Below are 26,347 nucleotides of genomic sequence, written 5' to 3' on the forward strand. Positions count from 1 at the left end.
AGGCGTGATCAATCGTGATGGAAGGTAGGACCGGCAGTCGAATGCGGCACCGGGTTCTTCGTCAGATGAGCGACGGCGTGCCTGATGTCCTCGAGCAGCATCGCCGCCATGTCACGGGTCACGCCCCGTCGGATCAACACGCGTTGCACAATCGTGTCCTCGCGCCCCGCCGGCAGTTCATACGAAGCAATCTGCCAGCCGCGCATGCGGACCTGATCGGAAAGATCGAAGAGCGTGAAGCCCGCTGTTTGTGGATGCTTCAGCTTGTAACAGACAGCCGGCAAGGCGCCACGCCCATCGTAAATCATCTCCAGTGCATCGATCTTCGCCAGACCGTCAGCGAGCGCCTGAGCGGTGTCGGCACACTCCTGCTGGATGTGCCGATAGCCTTCACGGCCCAACCGCAGCAGCATGTAGTACTGTGCGATGATCTGGCCGGCCGGTCGCGAGAAATTCAGCGCAAACGTCGGCATGTCGCCGCCCAGATAGTCGACCCGGAAAATCAGTTCGTCAGGCAAGTCCTGCGTGCTCCGCCACACTACCCAGCCGACCCCGAGCGGCGCGAGCCCGTACTTATGGCCCGACGCATTGATCGATTTGACACGCGGCACGCCGAAGTCCCATTCCAGGTCCGGCTGGAGGAACGGTGCGACGAATCCGCCGCTGGCAGCATCGACGTGAATCGGAATGTCGAGTCCGACATTGGCTTGCAAGACGTCCAATGCGTCTGCCAGCGCCTTCACTGGTTCATAGACGCAGGTGAACGTAATGCCAAGTGTAGCAACGACGCCAATGGTGTTCTCGTCGCAATACTGGGCCAGATCTTCCGGCCGCAGTCCAGTCGCGTCGCCGTTGAGTGGCACCTGGCGCATCTCGACGTCGAAGTAGCGGGCGAACTTGGCCCAGCACACCTGCACAGGACCGCAGACGAAGTTTGGCTTGTCCGTCGGCTTGCCTTGCGCTTGCCTGCGCTTTTTCCACTGCCACTTCAGCGCGAGACCACCGAGCATGCAGGCCTCGCTCGATCCTGTCGTCGAGCAACCGGTGGTCTTCCACGACTTCGGGGCGTGCCATAGATCCGCGAGCATGTGCACACAGCGCATTTCGATTTCTGCGGTTTGTGGATATTCGTCCTTGTCGATCATGTTCTTGTCGATCGACAGATCCATCAGACGGCGAACTTCGTCGTCTGCGTAAGTGGTGCAAAACGTCGCCACGTTCTGCCGCGAGTTGCCGTCCATGAACAATTCGTCGCGTACCAGATCGAATACTGCGCGGCGGTCGGACGATCCCTCCGGGATCCGGTACTTCGGTAGGGAAGAACCGGAGATCGTCGCAGCGTATTCGTCGGCGACGGCATCGGGCGTCGATGGTGGCGACTTAAGAAAGGTCATGTTGCGATACTCCTGCTGTGAAGTGAGTGCGACGGCTTCGCGAGCTAACTGCGGAGCGAGTGAAATGATGATATTGAGCAGACGGGGGAAGCTTCCACCAACACGGTGCGCGAAGGGCCGAAGGAAGTCGGTACGGTGGCGTACCGCACTACGGCATTTCAAGTAATCTGTTCATTGCATTACGCCGCTATTGAGCGCAAGGTGGTGTCATTCAATGTGCTGTTTCCGATCGGTGGCTACGCCGTCGATATCCGGACCGAGCTCAACGCAACCAACCGCTCATCAAGGAGCCCGTCATCATGATCATCCCCACCGCGACATACAACGGACACGAGTTACGTGCCTATGCCAGCCAGCAGTTCCCGCCTTTCGGCGATCCGTATGCCAAGGGTGCAAGGCGCTTTTCTTCCGTGGTGCGGATCGACACCATCCCATCGAACGAAGCAGACGCACGCCGCTACGCGACAGTCTTCAACGCTGTAAGCCCCGCCAGTTTCGACGATGCGATCGACCTTGCCATGCAGTTTGGCAAGGACATTGTCGACGGCAAGGTTCAGGCTACGGCGCTCTGAGCGCCTGCAATCCAATCCCGCGACGGTGCCCACCGTCTGAACGAATTCTTCGAGGCCGCCATGTATAAACGCATTCTAGTAGCGATCGACGGCAGCGAAACGTCTGAACATGCGTTCGACACCGCGCTGCAGCTCGCACGCGATAACGACGCGCAGTTGCAGCCGCTCTATGTCGTTGACAACCCGTTGATGGCGTATGACGCGTCCGGCTACGATCCTGAGATCCTGCGCGATGCCTCCGTTGAGGAAGGCAAGCGGTTGCTGGCCGATGCACTGGCGCGGATGAAGCACGAGAACGTGGCCGGCGTGCCGCGTATTGTCGACGTCGCGCCAGTCGGCGAGGACATTTCGGAGCGGATCCGCATCTCGGCCAACGAATTCAATGCGGACCTGCTGGTGCTCGGCACGCACGGGCGCCGGGGGTTCAAGCGTCTGTTTCTAGGCAGCGTGGCGGAACGCGTCGTGCGTAGCGCAAGCCTTCCGGTGCTGCTGGTGCCGAGCCGGCAAGCGCAAGCCACAGTCGCGAACGCGGCCAAACCTGGTCAGACCGAAGTAGCCGCGGCGACGCATGAACTGCCCCGATAAGGCTCTCAAAAACTTGCCGTGCCTTCAATTGCATCTCGTATCATGAGCATCTCGTCACCCCACTCCGCCGGCGTTCCTCTTGCGCAACCAAAGCCGGTACCTGTTGCCGAGACCGGCCTCGTACACATCGCGCCGGGGTTGCTCGGCAAAACGTCGCGGCTGCGCCTGCTCATGTTCTGGATCGTCGGGCTGATGGGCTTTCTCGCCGTCATTCTGGTGGTGCTGCACCTTGGCTCGCTGCAGAAGATGGCCGAACTGATGCGCTCGGCTCGTCCTGGCTGGATGTTGGTCGCGCTTGCGGTTCAATCAGCCACCTATGTCAGCGCGGCGCTCGTATGGCGCGTGGCGTTGCGCCAGGCGGGACATCCGCTGTCTCTGCGCGCGCTGATTCCCCTCGGGATCGCCAAGGTCTTTACCGATCAGGTGCTGCCAAGCGGCGGCATCAGCGGCACGATGCTCGTAGTGCGCGGCCTGACCGGCCGACGCGTGCCGGCCGGGATAGCAATGGCTGCCATGCTTGTGGGCATGGTGTCGTACGACATCGCCTACCTGTTCGTGGTGCTCGCGAGCACCGGCGCGCTGTGGCTTCAGCATCGCATGAAGGTGGCGCTGATCGTTGGTGTGGCGATCTTTGTAGTGGTTACCGTGGCGGTGCCGGCTGCGGTGCTGGGACTCAAACAATGGGGCCGACGCGCGCCGGTCGCATGGCTCAGCAAGTGCCTGGGCGTCACCGCGTTGCTTCAGGAGTTGACCGACGCACCTACTCGCCTGCTCCGCAGCCCCGGCCTCCTGTTGCAAACAGTGGCACTACAACTTGCGATCTTCGTATTCGATGCCTTGACGCTCTGGCTCGCGTTCAAGGCGATCGGCGAGGTGCCACCGCTATGGGTCGTGTTCGTGAGCTTCATTGTCGCGTCTATGGTAGCCACCATTGGTCCCATTCCGGTTGGTCTGGGGACTTTCGAAGCCGCCTCCGTGGGAACGTTGAGTTTGCTTGGTGTGTCGGTGGAGGCGGCGCTCGCCGCCACGCTTCTGTTGCGAGCCCTGACTTTCTGGCTGCCGATGCTGCCTGGCATCTGGTTGGCACGCCTGGAAGTACGACGCAGTTAGCGGGATTTCGCCTCCCCAGCGAGCAGACGCGTCAACGCCGCAACATCCACTGGCTTGACCATGTGGTGATCAAATCCTACCTCGGCGGATCTGAGCTGATCGCCTGATTGGCCGTAGCCGGTGACAGCAATCAGCATAGCGCCTAGTGTGGCGGCCGACCCACGTAGCTTCTTTGCCACCTCGTAGCCGTCCATTCCGGGCAATCCGATGTCAAGGAGCACAACGTCCGGCCTGAAAGTGCTGGCGGCTTCCAAACCCTGAGGCCCATCCAGTCGTGTCTCCACCACATGCCCTTCACTCGCCAGAAGCATGGCCAGGGCCTCGCTCGCATCGGCGTTGTCGTCGATGATGAGGATCTTGCCCGGAGACGCCTTGATCTGTGTCTGCGGCGTGCCGATCTGTCCCACTCCGGGCGGAATCATGCCCACTGGAAGGTCGACGATGAACTCGCTGCCTGTCTTGCCATCGCTGATGGCCTCGACCGATCCGCCATGCAACTCAACCAGCCGCCGGACTACCGATAGCCCTACTCCCAGCCCGTTATGAAGCTGACCGTGGAGCACGGGACCCTTTACGAACATGTCGAACAGCGTGCTGAGCATCGAAGACGGAATCCCCCTTCCGTTGTCCTTGACACGAAGCGAAAGCCGATTGCCCGTTCTTATTGCGGTCAGGCTGACCGTGCCGCCGGGGGCCGTGTATTTAGCCGCGTTGATCACGATGTTTTCGACAACCTGCGACAGACGGGTAGGATCGACATACAGCAATACCGGCTCGTCCGGTAGCGACACCGACAGCGTGTGATGCCGTTCGTCAACAATCGGCCGGCAGACCTCGATCGCGCTCTGGACGATCGCTTTCAGCGTGACAGCTTGACGATGAAGCTCGATACTGCCACTCGTCATACGTGTGAGATCGAGCATCTCGTTGACCAGTTGCGTCATGGACCGACCTTGTCGCTGTATGACTCCGACGGCCCAATCTTTCTGCGCTGAATCGACCGTTTCCGAGGCGAGCAGGTCTCCCGCCGAACACAGGGCCGCAAGTGGATTGCGCAGCTCGTGCCCAAGCATCGCCAGGAATTCGTTCTTGCGTCGGTCGGCCTGTGCCAGGCGCTCAGCGCGTTCGCGAAGCTGGGCGTTGCTCATACTGCGGTCGGTGAGCTCGCGTTCCGTCGTCGCGACAGACATGGCAGTGCCTTGGCCGTCAGAGAGAATCGACAGCGTGATCCAGATATCGATCACGCGTCCGTCCTTTGTGACCCGCTGGGCCTCATAGGAATGCAGCGCCTCATTGTGCGCAGCGTAGCGGATGAAATCCAGATGATCTTGCCTCGTGCCCGACGGTAACATGTCGGAGACCGTCATACCCAACGCTTCGGCCTCGGTATAGCCATACAACACGGTCGCGGCCCTGTTCCACGCAATCACATGGCCGTTCAGATCGAACACGGTCATGGCGTCGTTCGAATCCTGAACCACTGCGGCAAGACGGCGGGACCGTTCGTCTGATGCCTTGACGTGGGTAATATCGGTCCAGGTCACCACCACGCCCGCTACCGGCACACCAGGCGTGGCGATATACGGCGTGATACGTCGAACGTACCACTGTCCGGTCGCCGTTTCGATTTCTGTGCCATCCTGGCCGGCCTCGGTCGACCGTACCCGGCGAATATCCTCCAGCAGGGCGTCGCCCAAAGGATTCCCGAGCACATTTACTATCGGGCGGCCGATATCAGCCAATCCCAGACCCAGGATGCGGGCAGCACTTGGAGTAAAACGCCTTATCACGCCGTGCTGGTCGAGGAGCAGCGTCGCGATTTCCGTGCTGGCCAGAAGATTCGTCACGTCCTCGCTAAGCACCTCCAGCTGATGAACCTTCTGTCCCATTTGGGAATTGACTACATTCAGCTGCTCGTTAAGTGCCTGCAGTTCCTCTTTCGAAGTCTCCAGTTCTTCGTTGGCGGAACGCAGCTCCTCGTTCATTGAGAGGATTTCCTCGTTCGACACCCTCAATTCGCCATTGCTTTCTTCCAGTTCCTCGATCGTGCTGCCAAGCTCGGCCTGCGTTGTGTGAAGTTCGCTCTCGAGGTGCCAGAGATCGGAGTCCACACCGGTCGGCACCAGCAACGCCGGGCGGTCAACCATCGGCAAGCGGGCGAAGAGGACAAGCCATGCCTTGCCTGCATGAGCCGTGTCGAATGGGCGCGTCACTGTTATTTTTATCGCCGGGGCGCCACCATCGGAGACGACTTCACTGACTGGCGAGGCTCCAGGATCCTGGGTCGCGCGGCGCAATACGATCCGCAGCTTGAGGCGCAGCCCCTCGCGTGCCATGTCGAGAATGTTGCCCGTCGGTTCGCCGGCTGGCTGCCTCAGGTACTCATCGGCCGACCCGCTTACATAGAGAACCTGGTGAGCGGTATTGATCAGCACCGATGCCGCATTGTGCTCCTCGAGCAGAGTGGCATTGACCAGTTCTGCATATCCCTTGCTACGCACGCCCACGCGACTCGACGGTGGGAATGCCTCACGGCGCACCGTGGCTGTGGAAAACCGATAGCCCGACACGGCCGGTACGACGACAGGACTGCGTTGGTAGATTCGCCAGGCCCTCGAAACTTCCTGAAACTGGCTGGAATCTGGATCGGTGCTCTCGGATCGCCCCAGAAACAGATAGCGCTTCGGGTTAAGCGCAAAGTGAAACACCTCGAACACACGCTGCTGCGCTTCAGGCTCCAGGTAGATAAGCAGGTTTCGGCAGCTGATCAGGTCGACGCGGGAAAACGGCGGATCGGCAATGAGGTTCTGTGGTGTAAACAGGATCTTTTCGCGCAAGGCCTGATCGATCTGATAGCCATCGCCGTTTGCACGGAAAAAGCGCTCGAGTCGCGCCTCACCCACGGGTAAGGCGACACCCGGCGCATAGATACCCTGTCGGGCACGCGCGAGGGCAGCACGGTTCACATCGGAGGCAAGAATCATGAATGACCGGGTAAGCTTACGCTTCTCGATCTCTTCCGTAAGCAGCATAGCTATCGAATAGGCCTCCTCCCCCGTTGCGCACCCGGGCACCCAAACCCGCAAGGGCTGATCGCTCTGCGGCTCGTTGAGCAGATTGCTGAGGACGCGTTCGGCCAAGGCCTTCCAGGCCTCAGGATCGCGAAAGAATTCCGTTACCCCGATCATCATGTCCAGACTCAGCGCCTGACTCTCCTCTGCCGAGGTCCTTAGGATTTCGTAATACGCGTTGAGGCTGTCTACCTGGTTGACCGTCATGCGCCGCGCAATGCGACGCTCGAGGGTACCTCGTTTGTAACCCCTGAAGTCGGAGCCGGCCGTTGCCAATGCCCTGAGAACCGGCTCGAGATCGGCCATTGCCCCGGGTTCACCTGACCCCGGCAATACTCCTTCGGTGGAACGCGCAATGTAATCGAACAGCACAGCTGGCATTTTTTCGACCGGCAAGACGTAGTCAACCAGCCCCGTCGCGATCGCATGCGTGGGCATCGAATCGTGTTCAGCCGTATCGGGCGCTTGCGCCATCACCATCCCACCAGCCGCCTTGATGGCTCTCAGGCCCGCCGAACCATCCGCGTTAGCGCCGGTGAGAACGATCCCGATCGCACGATCGTGCTGGTCGGCGGCCAGCGAAATGAAGAACTCGTCGATCGGCATCGGAATGATCGGGCGTTCGACCCCAGGCCACAGCCTGAAAGCGCCATGCTCGATAACGACCGACACTCTAGGTGGAATAACATAGACGTGTCCCGCACGCAGCGTTATGCCGTCCTCGATGGCCGATACGGCAAAAAACGTATCTTTGGCCAGCAGCTCCGGGAGGTGGCTCTCTGCGCCGGGCGCCAGGTGGACCACGACCGCGAAGGCGATATCGTGCGGAATCGTGGAAGCCGCACGAAAAAACAGGCTTAAAGCGTGCAGAGCGCCGGCTGATGCACCGATGGCGACGATTCGAGGAACAGCAGCAGCCTTGGGTGTCGAAGGAATATTGTTGGCATTATTCATGACACGTCGCTTTAGACTGCCGGAGCACCAGTGTAGCTGGTTACAGACAGTGCTGGGAGAATATCGGGCACGCGGGCGCCGTGCCAAGGCTGTTTCACAAAGCAAGGAGCACGAAGAGATCGGGTTTGATGTAAGTCAAGTCCAGCCGCACCTCCTCTATCCACGATGTTGCTTGCCTCGATTGTTTTCTATCGGTTGCCCCCCGGAGTTCACGCAATCGGCCCCCACAACGGCAGCGGCTGCAAAATCGACCACAGCCACGCATCATGCTGCCGATGCGGAAAATGCTAGCTTGCAGACCAGTAGACCTCTAATTTCACGTCTGTGGCATTGGCCAACTGCGAGATGGCATTTTTTTGCAGTGTAGCGGTCGCCGCGTTCAGCACATCGCGCTTAAGAGGGCCAGCAATCAGCAAAAACAGACGGCTAATCTGTTTCAACGCGGATAACGACAGGCTCACACGGGCATGCTGCGCGCTGCCCGGATGCACGGCAATGAAACGTGCCTTCGTGGTGATCGCGCGGTCCCATTCAGGTGAATCCGCGAAAATCGATGCGGTGTGGCCGTCTTCGCCCATGCCCAGGACGGCGACGTCCGGCACCACATGAGTGCGGTCGGTGTTCAGCGCGGCGACATGCGCGTCGAGCGATTCGTTGGTGTCGACCAACGGCCAGAACGCGGCGGCTTGCGCGGCATTTTGCAACAGCGTCTCGTGCGCAAAACGCGCATTGCTATCGCTATCCGTTTCGGGAACCCAGCGGTCGTCGACCAGCGTCACGGCAATGCGTGCCCAGTCGAACGGCTGTGTGGACAAGGTCTGCAGGAACGGACGCGGACTGCTGCCACCAGACACTGCAAGCGTTACATGGCTCGGGCCTTTAGCGGCCGAGGCTGCCTGAGCGGTGAGGGCTCCCTGTAAAGCGTCGCCGACCGCCTTCGCAAGGGCGTCGGATTGGGACTGTTGGTTGTCGAACTCATAAAACGTGATCATCTCTTCTCCTAGTGGTTCTCTTTCAGGTTGAGTGGCTGCTGCCCCCGGACATCGCAAGGGTGACCGCGCTAGCAGATGCGTGGCAGCTGTTCGCCGACCAGCATGTCGACAATCCGCCGCCCGCCGAACTCCGTTTTCAGGATCACAATTCCTGCGGGCTGCGCCACCACCTCGCCGATGATAGCCGCGTGTGTTCCAGCAGGATGGCCGTGCATTGCTGCAAGTAGCCGCTGCGCGCAGCGCGCGGGTACGAGCACAATCAGTTTGCCCTCGTTGGCCAGATAGAGCGGATCGAGTCCGAGAATCTCGCATGCGCCCTTGACCTCGTCCCGTACTGGTATCGCGGTCTCCTGGATATGTATTGCAACGTCCGACGAAATCGCGAATTCGTTCAGCACAGTAGCCATACCGCCACGCGTCGCGTCCCGCATGCAATGAATATCGTTGCACGCGTCGAGCATCGTCGCCACCAGCGAGCCCAGCGGCCCGCAGTCGCTGGCAATATCGGCCTGCAAGGCGAGTTGCTGCCGTGCGATCAGAATCGACACGCCGTGATCCCCAAGAAAGCCGTTGACGATCACCGCGTCTCCCACCTGGGCGCGGCGGGCGGAGATATTCACGCCCTCGGGTACGATGCCGATCCCAGCCGTATTGATGAACAGTTTGTCCGCGCTGCCGCGCTCGACAACCTTGGTATCACCCGTCACGATCAATACGCCCGCCTCGATCGCCACCCGCTGCATACTGGCTGTTATGCGACGCAGGGTGTCGACAGCCAGCCCCTCCTCTATCACCATCCCACATGACAGGAAGAGCGGCTTGGCGCCCGCCATTGCAAGATCGTTGACGGTACCCGATACCGCCAACGTACCGATGTCGCCTCCCGGAAAAAACAGCGGATCAACGACATAGCTATCGGTAGTGAATGCAAGGCGGTCGCCGTGTCGCGCAAGTTCGGCAAGCGGAAACACCGCCTGGTCCTCCAGCGCCGCGAGAGCGGGATTGTCGAATGCAGCGACGAACACGTCTTCGATCAGATCGCGCATCGCCCGGCCACCACCGCCGTGCCCGAGATTGATCGTCACGTCCCGCAGTTTGTTAATCCTGTCATTCATGCTTGCGCTCGCAGCGCCGCCGGAGCGGATCCAGGACGAACAGCGGCGCGTCCGGTCAGCGCCGAGGTATCGATGCGTGCGTAGCGATAGTGCGCCGCGCACGCGCCTTCGCTCGAAACCATCAGGGCGCCAAGTGGCCTGTCTGGTGTACACGCAGTGCCAAACACCTTGCACTGATGCGGTTTGATGACACCTTTCAGGACCTCGCCGCACTGGCACGCCTGCGGATCGGAAAACTGCAGGTTGGCTACAGGAAACTTGCGCTCGGCATCGAACGCGGCAAACGTATCGCGAATCCGCACACCCGAGTGTTCAATCGATCCAAGCCCGCGCCATTCGAAGAACTCGCGTGGCTCGAATACTTGCTGGATCGCCGACAGCGCCTGCGCATTGCCATCCTCGGGCACGATACGGGCATACTGGTTTTCCACTTCGCAGCGGCCCTCTGCAATCTGGCGCAACACCATGAAGACCGAATGCAGCACATCGAGCGGCTCGAATCCGGCGACGGTAATCGGTCGCCGGTACTGCTCCGCAATGAAACGATACACACGGGTTCCAATCACCATGCTGACATGTCCCGGGCCCAGAAATCCGTCGAGGCGCAGGTCCGCTGAGTCGAGAATGGCCTTGAGCGTCGGAATGATGGTGATGTGGTTGCAAAACAGCGAAAAATTTTCGATATGCCCCGCATGCGCTTGAAGCACCGTCATTGCCGTGCTCGGCATCGTAGTTTCAAAGCCGAGCCCAAAGAAGATCACTTCGCGATGCGGGGTCGCACGTGCAATCGCGAGCGCGTCGAGTGGAGAATAGACCATCCGCACGTCGGCGCCGTCGGCCTTGGCCTTAAGCAAACTCGTGCGGGAGCCTGGTACGCGCATGGCGTCGCCGAAGGTCGTGAAAATCACTTCGGGCCGCTCGGCGAGCGCCACACAGTCGTCGACGCGTCCCATCGGCAGCACGCAGACGGGGCAGCCGGGACCATGCACGAACTCGACCTCCGGCGGCAGCATCTGGTGAATCCCGTAGCGGAAAATTGAATGCGTGTGACCACCGCACACCTCCATGATCTGCAACGGCCGCTCCAGACCACCGCGTGTGCGGTCGATCCGCTCGACTAGCCGATGAATCTCGAGCGTCAGCGCACGGGCTCTGTCCGGATCGCGGAATTCGTCGACGTATTTCATGGTGTGCTTCCTGTCGCGCTGAAAGTGTCTGTCGCGTTCCGCAGATCGCCCAACTCTCCTGCCTCGTCCATTTCACCGAGTTCGCGCAGCAACGCGAGTGTGTGCATCGCCTCCGCCTCGTCGAGACGGCTCATGGCGAAACCGACATGGACAAGGACCCAGTCACCGACACACGCAGCCGGAGGCAGCGCTTCGTCGACGATGAACGCGATGTTGATGAGCCGCCGTACCCCGCTTACCTCGACCAGCGCCAGGTTATTGACCGCATCGTGGATGCCGATGATCTGTCCGGGAATGCCTAGGCACATGAAGTACTCCTTTGCTCTGTGCTTGCAAGCGCACGCGCCGCGGCAATCGCGGCCTGCCCCAACGCGATGCCGCCGTCATTCGCGGGAACTTGGCGATGAGTCAGCACCAACAAGCCGCATGCGGCAAGCCGCTGCGAAAGCTGTTCGAAAAGCACTGCGTTTTGCATGACACCCCCGGACAGCGCGACCGTGCGCACCGGAGGCGCCGATTCACGCCGGCTCGACCCAAGCACACGCTCGACCATCTGCACGATCGCGATTGCGAACCCTTTATGAAAGCGCGCCGCGATCACCGGCGCCGGCGTCGCGCGCATCAGGTCGTCGAGCAGCGCAATCCACATCGGCTTCGCGTCGATCAGAAGCGGGGCTCCCGCGTCCGACGTTTCCCCAATGCGGAACCGATAAGCCAGTGCATCATCTTCATCATGCAGCGTCCGCCGGTCGATCAGCGCCTCGAATTCGATTGCGGCCTGCCCTTCGTACTGCACCCGCTCGCGGCATACGCCACTTGCCGCGGCAACCGCGTCGAACAGACGTCCAGCCGAACTCGCGACCGGACTGTTCACTCCGCGTTCGATCATCTGTTCTAGCAGCGCTAGCGGCCTGCCGGCGAGAAAGCGGACGAGTTCGAGTTTGGCGTATCGCTGCGAGACCCATGCCCACCCCAGGCTGGCGCGCAAATGGGCATACGTATTGCGCCACGGCTCGAGGACTGCGCGCGCGCCGCCCGGCAACGCCACCGGCGTCAAGCTGGCCACGCGCGCGCGGTCGACATATCCGCCCAGCAGGAATTCGCCGCCCCAGAGGCCATGCCCAGCGCCCATACCAAGGCCGTCGAGGACGACGCCGAGAACATTCGAAGCGAGGCCGATATCGTTTTCCGCGAGACATGCAGCGAGATGCGCGTGATGGTGTTGGATCCCGGCAAGCGGCAGACTCCGTTGCCGCGCGATGTCTATTCCGAGTTTGCGCGACAGATACTCGGGGTGCAGATCGACCGCGACAACGCGTGCGTCGTGTCCGAACAGCTTTTCATATCGATCGAGCGACGCCTTGTAATCGCGATAGGTCTCGCCGTTTTCAAGCTCGCCGATGTGATGCGAGAGAATCGCTTCGCCTTCGCGCAGAAGGCAGAATGCGTTTTTCTGTTGCGCGCCCATCGCAAGCACCGATGGCGCGGCGGCGAAATCATGCGGTAGTCGCAGCGGCGCAGGTGCATAGCCGCGCGAGCGGCGCAGCAGGCGCGGCACGCCGTGCAGCACTCTCGCCACTGAATCGTCAATGCGTGAGGCAACGTCGCGATCGTGCATCAGAAATGCATCGGCGATACCCGCGAGCCGGACGCGAGCATCGTCGTTCGCGGTGCATTGCGGTTCGTCCGCGACGTTGCCGCTAGTGAGCACAAGTGGGACGTCGAGCGCACGCATGATCAGATGATGCAACGGTGTCGGCGGCAGCATGAAGCCTAACGTCGCGGTGCCCGGCGCCACGCCGGAAAGCTCGCCGCCCGTTAGCTGCCCGATAGCTGGCATGATGACAATCGGTCCCGCGGCGCTCTGCAGCAGCGCCGCGTCCGCATCGCTCACGACGCAATACCGTTCGATCATCGTCATGTTTCGCGCCAGCAACGCGAACGGTTTGCGCGCACGGCGCTTCAGCACGCGCAATTTCGTCACCGTCGCCTGCGCAGTCGCCATGCACGCAAGCTGAAAACCACCCAGCCCCTTGATCGCCACGATGCCGCCGATCCGGAGATAACGACACGCGGTCTCAAGCGGATCGCCTCGTTCCCCCGAGCCATCGGCCCGCTCGATCCATACCCGTGGCCCGCACACCGGACAGGCCACCGCTTGCGCATGAAAGCGCCGGTCTGCGGGATCGTCATATTCCCGGCGACAGGCAGCGCACAGCGGGAATGCAGCCATCGTCGTAGCGCAACGATCGTAGGGGATCGCGCCGACAATCGACAGGCGCGGTCCGCAATGCGTGCAGTTTGTGAACGGATAGCGATAGCGGCGACCCGATGGATCAAGCGTCTCGTCAAGACAGGCCCGGCAAGTCACCGCGTCGGGAGCCACGCCCGTATGGGCAAGACCACCACCGCTCGCAACGATCCTGAATATGCCGGGCGATGGCGACGTATCGGAAACCGCACGCCGCTCCACCGAGTCGATCCGCCCAAGCGGCGGACAGCGGCCATGCAAGCCCGCGACGAAGCGGTCAAGCACCGGCATATCCGCCCACGCATGAATCAGCACGCCTTCGCTGTCGTTGCAGACCGTGCCGCTCACGCCGCAATCGTGCGCGAGCCGCCAGACAGCAGGCCGGAAGCCAACGCCCTGCACGAGGCCGCGCACACGAATCGCCTCGCCGCCCCGCTGGCTTACCGGCGGGTCGTCATCGCGAACGGTGTGCAGGCAGAGAGGCATTTCCATCACATGACCTGTTGCAGCCCAGTGCGCCGCTGGAAGGACTGCTTCCGGGGTCGGAGATGCTCATCGGCGCGTGGCGGCAGCAACCAGTTCAGCCAGTCGTCCATGCCGTCGCCGCGCGTAGCCGAGACGCGGATCACGTCAATGGTCGGATTGACCTGCCGCGCATACTCGATGCATCGGGTCACATCGAAGCTAACGTAGGGCAACAGATCGATCTTGTTGATGACCATCAGCGTCGCGGCGGCGAACATGTCCGGATACTTGAGCGGCTTGTCGTCGCCTTCGGTCACCGACAGAACCACGACCTTGGCAGCCTCGCCCAGATCCCATAGCGCGGGGCAGACCAGATTGCCGACGTTTTCGATGAACAGCATCGCCCCGGCGTCACGACCGTGATGCGCTGCCGCGTGAAGATCGAGGTGCGCGAACGCTTCGCCGACCATTTGCGCGTCCAGATGACATCCGCGGCCCGTGTTGACCTGAATGGCAGGCGCACCGGTGGCGCGAATCCGCTCGGCATCGACGCTGGTCTGCTGGTCGCCCTCGATCACGGCGACGGCAAGGCCTGGCCGACGTACCCTTAGGGCTTCGATGCTGGCGCAAAGCAATGTTGTCTTGCCTGAACCCGGGCTGGATACCAGATTCAGCGCCGTCACACGGTGCGAGGCGAAATGCGCCCGATTGCGGTTAGCGTGACGTCTGTTTTCATCCAGCACGTCGGCTTCAATGCGAATCGCCCGCGCCTGGCTCATGCCGGGCACCGACAAGCGCGCAATTCCGGTGCCGTAATGCAGGTCTCCATTGGCCGAGGTCAGCGCGACGTGCGAAGCGTCGGCCGCCTCATCATCGGTATGAGTATGTTCGGGGCCAGCCCCGCTTTCACAACCACAGACGACACACATGGATCTCTCCTGAAAAATTTCAATCGTCGAACACAAGGATGTCGACTACACGCAGGTCTGTTCCCGCCGTGGCCTTCAGCATGAACTGGCCGCACTGCGAGCACGCTTCGGTGTGGCTTGCGATCTCTACGCTGGCGCCGCAGTGCAGGCACGAGGCGATACCGGGAATCTCGTCGATCGTGATCTCCCCGCCCGCGAGGCAAGTGCCGGGCATCATGGCGGTCAGCGCGAAACGCAAGGCCTGGGGCTCGACGCCGGCGAGTGCGCCAATCTCCAGACGCAGTTGCGCAACCCGCCGGAAGTGTTCGCGCGCGGCGGCTGCTTCAATCATGCTCACGATGCCGCCCGCGAGGCTGAGTTCATGCATGAGCAGCCTCGGACAAAGTGATAGGCGGCGCCGCAAGCCCTTCCAGCCAGGCCTGCCCCCATGCCAACGCCCGTGCCAGATGATCGAGTGCGAGGGAACCGGGGGGCGCCCCTAATTCGAAATGCGTGCCGCGTATCGCCAGCAGCGTGCACGGCGGCGGTTCGGCGTGGTACAGGTCCCGATACACGTGCATCACTGCTTCCGGCGAGATTGCGTGTGTCGTAAAGCTGGTATCGCGCGATGGACGCGGCGTGGTGACCTCGAAAGGCATCGCGCAATTGACGCTGGCATCCACGAACAGCACGCGCTCGCGAGAAGCCAGGTCGAGTGCGTGCTCGACCTGTAGTTGGTAGTCCTCCAGGAAATCCACCCGGTTGCCGGCATCGGCTCCTGCCAGCAGCCGCAGTTGCTGTACGAACAACGGACCGAGCGCATCGTCTCCACGGCTCAGATTTCCCCACCCGAACACCAGCAGCGGTGCGCTCATGCCATTGCTCCCGTGCTTGCTGGCGAATGGCGCATCAACTCGCCATCGTGCGACTTCGTCAAGTGGTCGAGCGGTTCGCCGCCAGGTCCCAGCAGCAAGACGTCAAGCGGCATCCGTCCCAACGCATGCGTGGCGCAGGACAGACACGGATCGAAGGCGCGGATCGCAACCTCGACGCGGTTGAGCAGCCCCTCGGTCAACGTCTTGCCATCCAGGTATTCGCGTGCCACCGAGCGCACGGCCTCGTTCATGGCCTGGTTGTTGTGCGTCGTGGAGACGATCAGGTTGCATTGCGTGACGAGATCGTCGGCATTCACGCGATAGTCGTGAATCAGCGTGCCGCGCGGGGCTTCGATGATGCCCACCCCGCCTGCGCGGCGCTCGCCGCTCGCCATCAAGTCACCCTGAAGGATATCGGGGTCGTCTAGCAGACTCTTGATGACCTCGGCCGTGTGCAAGACCTCGATCATGCGCGCCCAGTGGTAGGCAAGCGTCGCATGGACCAGCGAGCCGTTGCCCCAGTCGATGAACTCCTTGCGCTGCGCTTCAGCCAGCGGACTGGGGATGAAGTCGCAGTTCTGCACGCGGGCCAGCGGTCCGACGCGATACCAGCCGGTCTCACGTCCGAGGCTGCGCAGATGCGGAAACTTCATGTAGGTCCAAGGGCGCGTTTCTTCCTCGATCAGGCTCATATAGTCCTGGTCGCTCGCACCGTCGAAGATGATCGCACCGTCGGCGTCGCGGGCGCGCAGTACGCCGTCGTAGAGATCCATGGCGCCGTCCGCGCGCACCAGCGACAGCATGTTCGAACGGAAGCTGCCGAAGCTGTCGTAGAGGGCCGGATTTTGCGCGTGAAGCCGTTTGGTGATATCCACGGCATCGGCCGCCCAGGCGATCATCTGATCGACATCCCGGTACAGCATGTCGCGATCCGCCTGGCTGACATGCCGGTTCATGCCACCCGGCACGGAACCCGTGCCGTGGATACGCTTACCCGAGGTGGCGCGGATCAGCTCCTGGCCGAACTTGCGCAATAGGATGCCCTTTTTGGCGATGTCGGGGTGCGCCTGCGCCACCCCGACGATATTGCGCAAGTCAACCTCCGAATCGAAGCCGAACAGAAGATCGGGCGAGGCAAGATAGAAGAAGTGCAGCGCATGCGACTGCATGACCTGACCGTAGTGCATCAGCCGGCGGATTTTCTCCGCGCTGCGCGTGACGGGCCGTGCCCCCACCACCTGATCCATCGCCTTGGACGCCGCCAACTGGTGCGACACCGGGCAGATGCCGCACAGACGCTGCACCATCACCGGGACCTCCCAGTACGGCCGCCCTTCGATGAACTTCTCGAAGCCGCGGAACTCGACGATATGCAGGCGCACCTGCTGCACGCGATCCTGTTCGTCCAGCAGGATCGTCACCTTGCCGTGACCTTCTACGCGCGATACCGGGTCGATGGCCACACGCCGCAATCCTTTCGGATTGGCGGCCGTTTCGAGGTCGAAGCTCATGGTGCGGTGCTCTCCCTTTGTCAGTCGTAGTGCATCAGGGCGTGTCCGAGATGCGGCGTGCGCCCGGCCATCAGGTCGTTCAGGAAGCTCCAGAACGCATCCGCCGACGGCGGGCAACCTGGCAAAAAATAGTCGACATGCACCACCGCATGAATCGGACGCACCTGCTGGAGCAAGACCGGCAATTCCGGATCACTGGGAATCGCGCTGCCATCGCGAAGGCCCGCGCGATCGCGATAGACTTCGTTGAGCACGTCCGCCAGCGCGAAGCGGTTGCGCTCGGCCGGCAGGCCGCCGTTGATCGCACAGGCGCCCATGGCCACCAGTGTCTTGCAGTGCGCGCGAAACGCAAGCAGCACCTCCACGTTTTCGGAATTGCAGACACCGCCTTCGATCAAACCGATGTCGCACTGCCCGACTTCCTTGATGTCGGTGAGCGGCGAGCGGTCGAACTCGATGTGTTGCACCAGTTCCAGCAGGCGCTCGTCGATATCGAGGAACGATGTATGGCAGCCGAAGCAACCTGCAAGCGAGACCGTCGCCACCTTCAGCTTGCGAGGCCGATGGGCGGCATCGACGTCCGTCGCGGTGCTCGTCTGCGCGCTCGTGGCTGTGCTCATGACGCCTCCTGCGTGTCGGGATCGGCGGCCGTCTGCGGGTCGTAGCGGCGCTCGCCAATCGGGATCACGAAGCCGCGCCGCTTCGGCAGAATCGCGCCAACCGGGCAAATGCTCGCGGCCCGGTCGGTCAATTCCATATCGGTGTCGACGAGCTTGCCGCTGACGCTGTTGACCACCAGGTGTGTGCCGATCCCGTGCCCCGCGATAGCGAAAACATCCTTGCCGTCGATATCGTGACTCGCCCGTACGCATAACTCGCACAGAATGCAGCGGTTGAAGTCGATCATGACGTCGGCGTGGCTCGCGTCGATCGGCCGGCGCGGATAGAACTCGTCGAACAGCACGCCCTCCATGTTCATCTCGTAGGCCGTCGCTTGCAGCAGGCAGTTGCCGCTTTTTTCGCACGACGGGCAAAAGTGATTGCCCTCGACGAATAGCATCTGCAACAGCATCTTTCGCTCAGCGTTCAGTTCGTCGGTGTTGCTTTCGACTTTTTGCCCATCAGCGGCGTGCATCGTGCAGGCCGAGCCAGGGCGGCCCTTGACTTTCACGGTGCACACCCGGCACGAACCCTGCGGATGAAAGTCCGGATGCCAGCACAGGTGGGGAATATAACGACCGGCTCGCCGTGCGGCCTGCAGGATGGTGTCGCCAGGCTCGAACGGGACGTCCTCTCCGTCGAGCGAGAAAGCGTGGCTGGTACCGTTGGTACTGCCCGCGTTGACAGGTGTGCTCATGCTCCGCTCTCCCGTTGCGTGGCCGTGTCGTCGTCCCGCCCGGTTACACGGCGTGCCGCCTCGATCTCGGCGACGAGATCGAATGCTGGCTCGAATTCCAGCGACTTCAGACGCCGCTCATAGGCGGGCCGGAACTTCACAATCGTGTCGTGCAACGCATTACAGGCTGAGCCGCCGAGCCCGCAATGAGTGGTGCCGTGCATCAAGCTGTCGATGTCCGACAGCAGGTCCACGTCATGACGCGAGCCCCGGCCTGCGGCGAGCTTGTCCATGCTCTTCACCACCAGCGCGGTGCCGACCCGGCATGGCGTGCAGAACCCGCAGCTTTCTTCGGCGAAGAAGCCGGCATAGTTGCGCGCCACCTCGAACATGTCGCGCGAGCGGTCGAATACCATGAAGGCCCCCGCCGAGGGCACGTCTTCGAACGCAATCCGGTGGCCAAACTCGATGGCCGAAAGGCACTTCCCAGACGGCCCGCCGACCTGTACCGCCTGGGTATCGCGCGCGCCGCAATCTTCGAGGATACGGTCCACGCTGGTGCCCAGCGGATATTCATAGATGCCCGGCCGCTCGCAGTCGCCCGAGACTGAATGCAGGCTGGTGCCGGTGGATTTCGGCGTGCCAATGGCCGCCCACCACGCGCCGCCCTGCAACGCGACGTGCGTGGCAGCGCACAGGGTCTCGACGTTATCCACCACGGTCGGCTGGTCCAGATAGCCGTGTTCCGCCGGAAACGGCGGGCGGATGCGCGGCGTGCCGCGCTTGCCCTCCAGCGATTCGATCAGCGACGACTCCTCGCCGCACACATAGGCACCGGCGCCAACGTGGATATCGATGTCGAAATCGAAACCTGCATGGCCCAGAATTGAATCCCCCAGCAAGTGCGCAACGCGGCGGCGCTGCAGCACGTCCAGTAGCGACTCGAGCAGGTAGCGGTATTCGCCGCGCAAATACAGCATCCCGCGCCGCGCGCCGATCGCCAGCGCACCGATCGTCATCCCTTCGAACACCAGGTCGGGGTGACGGGTCAGCAATACGCGGTCCTTGAACGTGCCCGGTTCGCCTTCGTCCGCGTTGCATACGATGTAATGTTCAGAGCCTTTGGCGTCGCGGCAGAGCTGCCATTTCATGGCGGTGACAAAGCCGGCGCCGCCACGCCCGCGCAGATTCGAGCGGTTCATCTCGTCGAACAGCGCGGGAACGCCGCGTGCCAGCGCGGCCGCAATCGCGGAACCCGGTATCAGCGTCATGCCAAGCAGGACATCGGCACGACGAACGTGATCGTCTACCCGGGACCAGTGCGCCGGCCATTGAGCTGCCGGCACGCGCGATTCAATCAGCTCTGCAAGCTGCGCGATACGCCCGGCGTCGAGCCGCGTGACCACCTGATGATGATTGATCAGCAGGGACGGCCCCTGATCGCAGAGACCCGTGCAGGAACAGAAATCGACGCTGACCCTGCCATCCTCGCGCATCTGTCCGCGCCCGACGCCAAGGCGCCGGCAGAGGTCATCCAGCAAGGCTGCGTTACCCTGCATGCGGTCGGTGATATTGTCGCTGAACAGCACGCGGTATTCGCCGGCAGGGCTCGTATGGAAAAAGCGATAGAACGTTGCGACGCCTTCCACATGTGCGAGTGTCAGGCCAAGCGCGCCGGCGATATAGCCAAGCAGATCGCGTGACAGCCACGTGTGCCGTGCTTGCGCCTCGCGAAGAATCTGGACCAACGCATGGGGATCATGCCCCGCGCGCAACAGCAGAGCGTCGACGGACCCGGATTCCAGACTGGCAGGTCCGGGGCTGGACTGAGGATCGGGTACCGCAGCCATGTTAGCTCTCCCTTGCGCGCTCGGCGCCTCTACGGTCAACGGCTCGCGAACTCGAGCACCACGCGCGACGGCACATCGCCGTGTGCCAGGCGATGAAACACGTTGTTGATCGCCGACAGCGGCTGCAGTTCGATGTCGGCCTTGACCTTGCCGTCGGCAGCAAAAGCCAGCGCTTCCGCCATATCGCGGCGATTGCCGACGAAGGAGCCGCGAATCGTGATGCAGTTGGCGACGACATCGAACAGCGGCGTGGGAAATTCGCCCGGCGGCAGTCCTACCAGCACGCACGTACCGCATTTGCGCGTCATGCCGACGCCCTGTTTGAACGCCCCAAGAGACGGCGCCGTAATCAGCACGCCATGCGCGCCGCCGCCAGTGGCCTTTCTTACGGCGGCAATCGGGTCGCCATCCTTCGCGTTGACCACGGCATCGGCGCCGAGGCGTTTCGCATGGGCTAGCTTGCCGTCGTCGATATCGACCGCGCACACGTGCAAGCCCATTGCTTTGGCGTACTGAATACCTAGATGGCCCAGTCCGCCAACGCCGGAGACCACGACCCATTCACCGGGCCGCGCCTGGGTCTCCTTGATGCCCTTGTACGAAGTGATGCCTGCGCAGATCAGCGGTGCGGCTTCGCGCGCTGCCAGACCTGCCGGGATGTGGGCGACGTAGTTCGGGTCCGCCACGATGTATTCGGCAAATCCACCGTTTTTCGTGTAGCCGCCGAACTGTGCTTCGGCGCACACGGGCTCGCGTGCCGCGAGGCAAAACTCGCAGTGCCCACAGGCGGAATACAGCCAGGGCACGCCGACACGGTCGCCCTCCTTCACCGCCGTCACACCCGCGCCAAGAGCGGTGACAATACCGATACCCTCATGGCCCGGCGTGAACGGCAACGCTGGCTTTAACGGCCAGTCCCCATTCGCGGCATGCAAATCAGTGTGGCATACGCCACAGGCTTCGGTCTTGACCAGAATCTGGCCGGGACCGGGTTCCGGAATATCCAGTTCCTTAATCACCAGCGGTTTGCCGAACTGTTCGACAACGGCAGCTTGCATTTTCGATGTCATGGCTTGTTCCTCGGTTGCGATGGGTTCAGCGTGCTAAGCCACAGCGGGCAATCCGAGCCCCCTGACCGCTTCGCTCATCTTGATGAGCACGGTCTGGGCATCGCCATAGACCATGTTGCAGTTGTCTGCGTAGAAGAGTTCATTGACGATGCCGGCGTAGCCCTTGCCTTCCCCGCGCTTGATCACGAACACCTGCTTGGCGTGGTCGGCGTTGAGAATCGGCATGCCGTAAATGGCAGAGGATTTGTCGGTGCGCGCGGCCGGGTTCACCACGTCGTTGGCGCCGATTACCAGCGCCACATCGGTAGTGGCGAACTGATCATTGATGTCCTCGAGCTGGAAGATCATGTCGTAAGGGACGCCAGCCTCGGCCAGCAGCACGTCCATCTGGCCTGGCATGCGGCCCGCTACCGGGTGAACCGCAAACTTCACCGACACGCCGCCCATCTGCAGCAGCTTGACGAATTCGTATAGCTTGCCTTGACCTTGCGAGACCGCGAGGCCGTAGCCCGGCACGATAATCACCGACGCGGCATAGCGCATCGCGATACCGGCGTCGCCCGGCTGTGTGGGCTTGAGTTCGCCCTTGATCTTGCCCTGCTTGTGCGCGACCACGTCACCGAAATTGGTGAAAATCACATTGCTCACAGAGCGGTTCATCGCCTTGGCCATTAGCAGCGTCAACAACATACCGGCCGCACCCACCACCATGCCTGCGATCATCAATGCAGGGTTCTGCAGCACGTAGCCTTCAATGCCTACTGCCAGGCCGGTAAAGGCGTTAAAGATTGAAATGACCACCGGCATGTCGGCGCCACCGATAGGCAGCGTCATCAGGATGCCGAGTGCCAGCGCGCAAGCGAAAAAAAGGTAAATCCATGTGGGCATGGCCAGGATCAACGCCGCATTGCCCGCGCTAGCGAAGACGATATAGGTGCCGACGACGACTGTCAGCAGCAGCACCAGCCCGTTGAAAACCTGCTGACCCTTCACGCGTACCGGCTTGTTGATGACGCCGTCGAGCTTGGCCCACGCAATCAGCGACCCGGAGAAAGACACCGCGCCGATCAGCGCGCCCAACAACGTCATGATCAGTGCGGGTGCGCCTTGGGCCTTGTTACCGAACAGTTCCACCGCGGCAATCGCGCCGGCCGCGCCGCCGCCCATGCCGTTGTATATCGCCACCATCTGCGGCATGGCGGTCATCGCCACCTTGCGGCCGCCCCACCAGGCCACCCCGCCACCGAGCACCAGCGCGACGACGGCGAGCCCCAGGTTGACCGGCAGGTTGGGCCGGGCTGCCGCACCGACGTCAAAGGCGTACAGAAAGCTCGCGAGCACGGCCACTGCCATGCCGATCCCTGCGACGAAAATGCCCGAAGGCGCCGTCACCGGCGAAGACATGCGATGCAGGCCATAGAGAAAGAGAAAAGCAGCAGCGAGATCGACCGCGCCGATGCCGAGTTGGGGGATCAGGGTCAACATGGGGGCGCCCTCAATGCTTCTTTGCGTGGATGGACTTCACCGAGCCGGACTTACCATGTGCGCCGTGCCCCGCGGGGTGGCCGCTCGTCCTGAACATGGCGAGCATGCGGTCGGTGACGGCATAACCGCCTGCGGCATTGCCCGCGCCGAACAGCACGGCGACGAAGCCGATCGCCTGCTCCTGTACCGTACTCGCGTTCAGGAGCGCATAGATGCCGCCCACCACCACGATGCCGTGTACGAAATTCGAGCCCGACATCAACGGCGTATGCAGGATGGCCGGCACGTGTCCGATGATCACCCAGCCGGCGAACGCGGCCAGCATGAAGATGTAAATTGCGACGAAGCCGGAAATGCTGATCTGGAAGTCCATCTCTATGTCCTTGGTTCGGGCGTGTTCGTGCTAGTGTCGATGCCGGTGCCTGATAACACTGCTCACGCGGGCGTAACAGGTGCGGCTTTCGCTGGCGGCTTTTTCGCAGGAACAACAGGTTTTGCCGCCGCGTCGCTCGCCTCTGCCTTGTTCTCGCCCGCGTGGGTGAGCACCGTTTTGGCGAGAACTTCGTCGCTCCAGTCGATCTCGATGACGTTGTCTTTCATGATTAAAGCGAGCAGGTTGTACTGATTCTTCGCATACAGCTCGCTCGCGTCCTCGCCGAGCATCGAAGGCACGTTCAGCGGCGCGACGATCGTCACGTTGCCGATCCGTGTAGTCTCGCCAGGCCGCGTGTCTTCGCAGTTGCCGCCGCCTTCCGCCGACAGATCGACGATCACCGAGCCGGCTTTCATGCCGGCCAACTGTGCGTGGCTGATGAGCTTGGGCGAGGCCTTACCGGGAATCGCGGCGGTTGTGATGATCAGATCGGCGCTCTGGATGTGCTTCGTCAGCACGTCCGCGACCTTGATCTTTTCCTCGGCGCTCAGCTCGCGGGCATAGCCGCCTTTGCCGCGCGCATCGATACCGGTGTTGACGAAAGTGGCGCCCAGCGAGAGCGCCTGCTCCTGAGTCTCGGGCCGCACGTCATAACCTTCGACGACAGCTCCGAGCCGGTGCGCCGTTGCGATGGCCTCCAGCCCTGCCACACCGAGGCCCATCACCAGGACATGCGCCGGTCCGATCGAACCTGCCGCGCTGGTGATTTTGGGCACCACGCGAGCAAGATGCGTCGAGCCGAGTTGCACCGCGTAGTAGCCAGCCAGCGCGGACTGGCTCGATAGCGCGTCCATGGACTGGGCGCGCGTAATGCGTGGCACCCGCTCCATCGCGAAGCAGGTGATCTTCTTTTCGAGCAGGCGCTTCAGCAGCGCGGGTTCGTTGTGCGCGTAGATGAACGAAACGAGGATCGCACCTTCCTTCATTGCATTGACCACCTCCAGCGCGGGAGGCTGAACGGCGAGCACGACATCGGCGTCTTTAACCAGCGCAGTGCGGTCCGCTATGAAGGCAACGTTCCCGAACGCGGCATCGTCCAGATGAATGGCTACGCCTGCCCCCGGCTGCATGTGCAGCCGGGCCCCCAGCTTGATCAGCTTCTGGGCCACGGAAGGCACGAGCGCCACCCGGCGCTCGTGTGCCCGGGTCTCCGTCAGCACGGCAACGTTGATATACATGGCAGACGTTCCCAGCGGCACTCAGGCCGGTGCGTTGAGGTGGGCTGTGCGAACCAGCTTGGTATTGACGAACTCCTGGATCCCCATGTTGCCGAGTTCGCGCCCATAACCGGAATACTTGATCCCGCCAAACGGCAGTTCGGCATCGGACCAGTCGATGTTGTTGATGAACATCATCCCGGTATCGACCCCGCTCGCCACGCGCTTACCGCGTGCGACATCCTCCGTGAAGACGGAACCACCCAGGCCAAAGTCCGAGTCGTTGGCCAGTGCTATCGCGGCGGCTTCGTCCTTGACGCGGAAGAATGAGACGACCGGGCCAAAAAACTCATCGCGAAAGGCTGGGTTGTCGGGCTGGATGTCCGTCAGGATCGTCGTCTGCATGAACGAACCGGGCCGGTCGATACGCTTGCCGCCCATCAACAGCGTGGCACCCTTCGCAACCGCATCGTCAACCTGCTTGAGCAATTGCGTCAGGGCCGCCTCTGTCGACAACGGCCCATGCGTGGTCTTTTGGTCCATCGGATCACCGGGCTTCAGCTCATTGAGCGCGGCCTTGAATTTCTCCAGAAACTCGTCGGCAATCGAATCGAGAACGATGAAGCGCTTCGCGGCGCAACAGGTCTGGCCGGCGTTGTACATGCGGCCCCAAACTGCCCACGGAATGGTCTTCTCGAGATCGGCGTCATCGAGCACGATGAACGCATCGCTGCCGCCCAGTTCCATCGATGTCTTCTTAAGATTCTGACCAGCTCGCGCCGCAATGCTTCTGCCGGCCGCGACGCTACCCGTCAACGCCACACCCTGGACGCGCGGATCGTCGATGATCCGTTCGGCCTGCGTATGCGAGATCAGGAGGTTCGTGTACGCGCCCACCGGCGCGCCCGCGTCAATCAGCAGCTTCTCGAAAGCAATCGCACATTGCGGCACGCAGCCTGCGTGCTTGACAACCAGCACGTTACCCGCCATCAGTTGCGGCCCTGCGACGCGTGCAAGTTGATAGTACGGAAAGTTCCACGGCTCCACGCAGAACAGCACGCCGAATGGGCTCGTTTCCATATGGGCTTCGCCGACCTTCGGATTGAGCTTCGTCGGCGACAGGAACGTTTCGGCATGCCTGGCGTAGTAGTCGAGAATGTCGGCGCTGAAATTGACTTCTCCGCGTGCCTCATCAATCCGCTTGCCCATTTCGAGCGTCGCCAGTCTGGCGAATTCGTCAACGTTTGCACGCAGCAGCGCGGCTGCCTCGGAAACAATCGTGGCGCGCTCCGTGTAACTGGTTTTCTTCCACGCCTGGAAGCATGACTCGGCGGTAGACAGTGCTGTTTCAAGCTGCTGGTCGTTCAGTTCATCGAAGCTCTTCAATGTCTTGCCGTTATTCGGGTTGACGCTCTGGTAGGTCATGGTATTGCCCTCTTTCAATGGGAATGCGCTGGAGTCCACTGGATGCGCTCAGGCGTGCTTGAGCCGCGACTTCCAGGTCGGACTTGCTGGGTCATTCTGATGAGTCGATGCACCTTGACGGCGCCGACATTGCAGTTCAGTGACGTCCCGCACCATGCAGCGTGCAAGAAGAAGCGGTGAATTTTGACTGGGGACGCGCAAGCAACTGTGGTCACAGTGCGCGCCTCCCAGGTGGAAATCGGTACGGTGTCGTACCTTTCAGGAACTGAGTCAGGTATGCGCCTGCAACTACCACTTCCGTCGGATCTCACGGACACAGGCGATGCCCCATGTCAGGCGTACTGACGAAGGCGCATCGAGAATTCTTCAAGCGCATCAATGCCACTTTGCTCCGCTCGGCGACACCAGGCACCGTGTACTACTCGTCGATACCTTTACATGGGTAATACCTGTCCCGGATTTTCTGCGGAACGACCAATTCAATTCGAAGCGACTGCCTGAGGTCAAGAAACGCGAAGGCACACGCGGTGAGAAGAAAGAGCGTGAACGGGTTCATGTCAGTTATCCAGTTGTGAGGATGGCGGCCGAATGGTGCTCTAAC

The 26,347-nt window shown here is 61.7% G+C and carries 22 protein-coding genes and 1 pseudogene; 3 read left to right on the forward strand and 20 right to left on the reverse strand.

The genetic code is table 11. The features are described 5' to 3' along the window. Positions 1 to 8: 8 nt before the first annotated feature. Complete coding sequence (locus P3T24_RS07785; protein WP_278499002.1) at positions 9 to 1,394, reverse strand: glutamate decarboxylase; 1,386 nt, start codon at positions 1,392 to 1,394, stop codon at positions 9 to 11. Between the two features lie 299 nt (positions 1,395 to 1,693). Here P3T24_RS07785 and P3T24_RS07790 point away from each other — a divergent pair, with 299 nt between their 5' ends. Genes P3T24_RS07790 through P3T24_RS07800 form a run of 3 tightly spaced genes read left to right on the forward strand, consistent with a single transcriptional unit; the run spans position 1,694 to position 3,661 of the window. Then, positions 1,694 to 1,966: a hypothetical protein gene (locus P3T24_RS07790; protein WP_429281115.1), complete on the forward strand. Its 273-nt coding sequence runs from the start codon at positions 1,694 to 1,696 to the stop codon at positions 1,964 to 1,966. Positions 1,967 to 2,026: 60 nt separating this feature from the next. Further along, entirely contained in the window at positions 2,027 to 2,551 is a 525-nt protein-coding gene (locus tag P3T24_RS07795; RefSeq protein ID WP_429433537.1) for a universal stress protein, read from the forward strand. A 42-nt stretch (positions 2,552 to 2,593) separates the two neighbouring features. Then, positions 2,594 to 3,661, forward strand: a complete 1,068-nt coding sequence (locus P3T24_RS07800) for a lysylphosphatidylglycerol synthase transmembrane domain-containing protein (RefSeq protein ID WP_429433539.1) — start codon at positions 2,594 to 2,596, stop codon at positions 3,659 to 3,661. On the opposite strand, the gene P3T24_RS07805 is transcribed toward P3T24_RS07800, so the two are convergent. The 19 genes and pseudogenes from P3T24_RS07805 to P3T24_RS07895 all read right to left on the reverse strand — a co-directional run. Further along, positions 3,658 to 7,686, reverse strand: a complete 4,029-nt coding sequence (locus P3T24_RS07805; protein WP_429433541.1) for a CheR family methyltransferase — start codon at positions 7,684 to 7,686, stop codon at positions 3,658 to 3,660. The genes P3T24_RS07800 and P3T24_RS07805 overlap by 4 nt on opposite strands. A 287-nt stretch (positions 7,687 to 7,973) precedes the next feature. Beyond that, positions 7,974 to 8,678 (reverse strand): 6-phosphogluconolactonase, encoded by a 705-nt coding sequence (gene pgl, locus P3T24_RS07810; protein WP_278499011.1) that lies wholly within the window; start codon positions 8,676 to 8,678, stop codon positions 7,974 to 7,976. Positions 8,679 to 8,746: 68 nt separating this feature from the next. Beyond that, a complete protein-coding gene (gene hypE / locus P3T24_RS07815) occupies positions 8,747 to 9,793 on the reverse strand; it encodes a hydrogenase expression/formation protein HypE (RefSeq protein ID WP_429433544.1) in 1,047 nt (348 codons plus the stop codon). Beyond that, positions 9,790 to 10,980 carry a hydrogenase formation protein HypD gene (gene hypD, locus P3T24_RS07820; protein WP_278499013.1) on the reverse strand — a complete coding sequence of 397 codons (1,191 nt, stop codon included), beginning with the start codon at positions 10,978 to 10,980 and terminating at the stop codon, positions 9,790 to 9,792. The genes hypE and hypD overlap by 4 nt, the downstream gene beginning before the upstream one ends. Continuing rightward, the gene (locus P3T24_RS07825) at positions 10,977 to 11,288 is read right to left on the reverse strand and encodes a HypC/HybG/HupF family hydrogenase formation chaperone (RefSeq protein WP_278499015.1); all 312 of its coding nucleotides are present in this window, start codon (positions 11,286 to 11,288) and stop codon (positions 10,977 to 10,979) included. Before P3T24_RS07825 ends, hypD begins: the two co-directional genes overlap by 4 nt. Then, positions 11,279 to 13,723 (reverse strand): carbamoyltransferase HypF, encoded by a 2,445-nt coding sequence (gene hypF / locus P3T24_RS07830; RefSeq protein WP_429433547.1) that lies wholly within the window; start codon positions 13,721 to 13,723, stop codon positions 11,279 to 11,281. The genes P3T24_RS07825 and hypF overlap by 10 nt, the downstream gene beginning before the upstream one ends. Continuing rightward, complete coding sequence (gene hypB / locus P3T24_RS07835) at positions 13,723 to 14,625, reverse strand: hydrogenase nickel incorporation protein HypB (protein ID WP_429433549.1); 903 nt, start codon at positions 14,623 to 14,625, stop codon at positions 13,723 to 13,725. Before hypB ends, hypF begins: the two co-directional genes overlap by 1 nt. Before the next feature lie 19 nt (positions 14,626 to 14,644). After that, a complete protein-coding gene (locus P3T24_RS07840; protein ID WP_122154805.1) occupies positions 14,645 to 14,992 on the reverse strand; it encodes a hydrogenase maturation nickel metallochaperone HypA in 348 nt (115 codons plus the stop codon). Further along, positions 14,985 to 15,479, reverse strand: a complete 495-nt coding sequence (locus P3T24_RS07845; RefSeq protein WP_429433551.1) for a hydrogenase maturation protease — start codon at positions 15,477 to 15,479, stop codon at positions 14,985 to 14,987. Before P3T24_RS07845 ends, P3T24_RS07840 begins: the two co-directional genes overlap by 8 nt. Beyond that, positions 15,476 to 16,990, reverse strand: coding sequence for a Ni/Fe hydrogenase subunit alpha (locus P3T24_RS07850; protein WP_429433553.1), 1,515 nt, complete (start codon positions 16,988 to 16,990; stop codon positions 15,476 to 15,478). The genes P3T24_RS07845 and P3T24_RS07850 overlap by 4 nt, the downstream gene beginning before the upstream one ends. Positions 16,991 to 17,010: 20 nt before the next feature. Continuing rightward, on the reverse strand, positions 17,011 to 17,610 hold the full coding sequence (locus P3T24_RS07855; RefSeq protein ID WP_183143161.1) for an NADP oxidoreductase: 600 nt from the start codon (positions 17,608 to 17,610) through the stop codon (positions 17,011 to 17,013). Continuing rightward, positions 17,607 to 18,347: a 2Fe-2S iron-sulfur cluster-binding protein gene (locus P3T24_RS07860; RefSeq protein WP_122154808.1), complete on the reverse strand. Its 741-nt coding sequence runs from the start codon at positions 18,345 to 18,347 to the stop codon at positions 17,607 to 17,609. The genes P3T24_RS07855 and P3T24_RS07860 overlap by 4 nt, the downstream gene beginning before the upstream one ends. Then, a complete protein-coding gene (locus P3T24_RS07865) occupies positions 18,344 to 20,176 on the reverse strand; it encodes an NAD(P)H-dependent oxidoreductase subunit E (protein ID WP_429433556.1) in 1,833 nt (610 codons plus the stop codon). The genes P3T24_RS07860 and P3T24_RS07865 overlap by 4 nt, the downstream gene beginning before the upstream one ends. 35 nt (positions 20,177 to 20,211) lie before the next feature. Then, on the reverse strand, positions 20,212 to 21,246 hold the full coding sequence (locus P3T24_RS07870) for a zinc-dependent alcohol dehydrogenase (protein WP_278499026.1): 1,035 nt from the start codon (positions 21,244 to 21,246) through the stop codon (positions 20,212 to 20,214). 33 nt (positions 21,247 to 21,279) lie between these two features. Continuing rightward, positions 21,280 to 22,731, reverse strand: a complete 1,452-nt coding sequence (locus P3T24_RS07875) for an NAD(P)(+) transhydrogenase (Re/Si-specific) subunit beta (protein WP_429433559.1) — start codon at positions 22,729 to 22,731, stop codon at positions 21,280 to 21,282. A gap of 10 nt (positions 22,732 to 22,741) precedes the next feature. Beyond that, the gene (locus tag P3T24_RS07880; RefSeq protein WP_278499029.1) at positions 22,742 to 23,104 is read right to left on the reverse strand and encodes an NAD(P) transhydrogenase subunit alpha; all 363 of its coding nucleotides are present in this window, start codon (positions 23,102 to 23,104) and stop codon (positions 22,742 to 22,744) included. 62 nt (positions 23,105 to 23,166) lie between these two features. Further along, complete coding sequence (locus P3T24_RS07885) at positions 23,167 to 24,342, reverse strand: NAD(P) transhydrogenase subunit alpha (RefSeq protein ID WP_429433561.1); 1,176 nt, start codon at positions 24,340 to 24,342, stop codon at positions 23,167 to 23,169. Between the two features lie 21 nt (positions 24,343 to 24,363). Next, entirely contained in the window at positions 24,364 to 25,746 is a 1,383-nt protein-coding gene (locus P3T24_RS07890) for an NAD-dependent succinate-semialdehyde dehydrogenase (protein WP_429433563.1), read from the reverse strand. Positions 25,747 to 26,078: 332 nt separating this feature from the next. Then, positions 26,079 to 26,147 (reverse strand): annotated as a pseudogene (locus P3T24_RS07895) (hypothetical protein); the annotation flags it as partial. Positions 26,148 to 26,347 lie beyond the last annotated feature (200 nt).

This window comes from Paraburkholderia sp. GAS33, assembly GCF_050436645.1.
GTDB lineage: Bacteria > Pseudomonadota > Gammaproteobacteria > Burkholderiales > Burkholderiaceae > Paraburkholderia > Paraburkholderia phenazinium_B.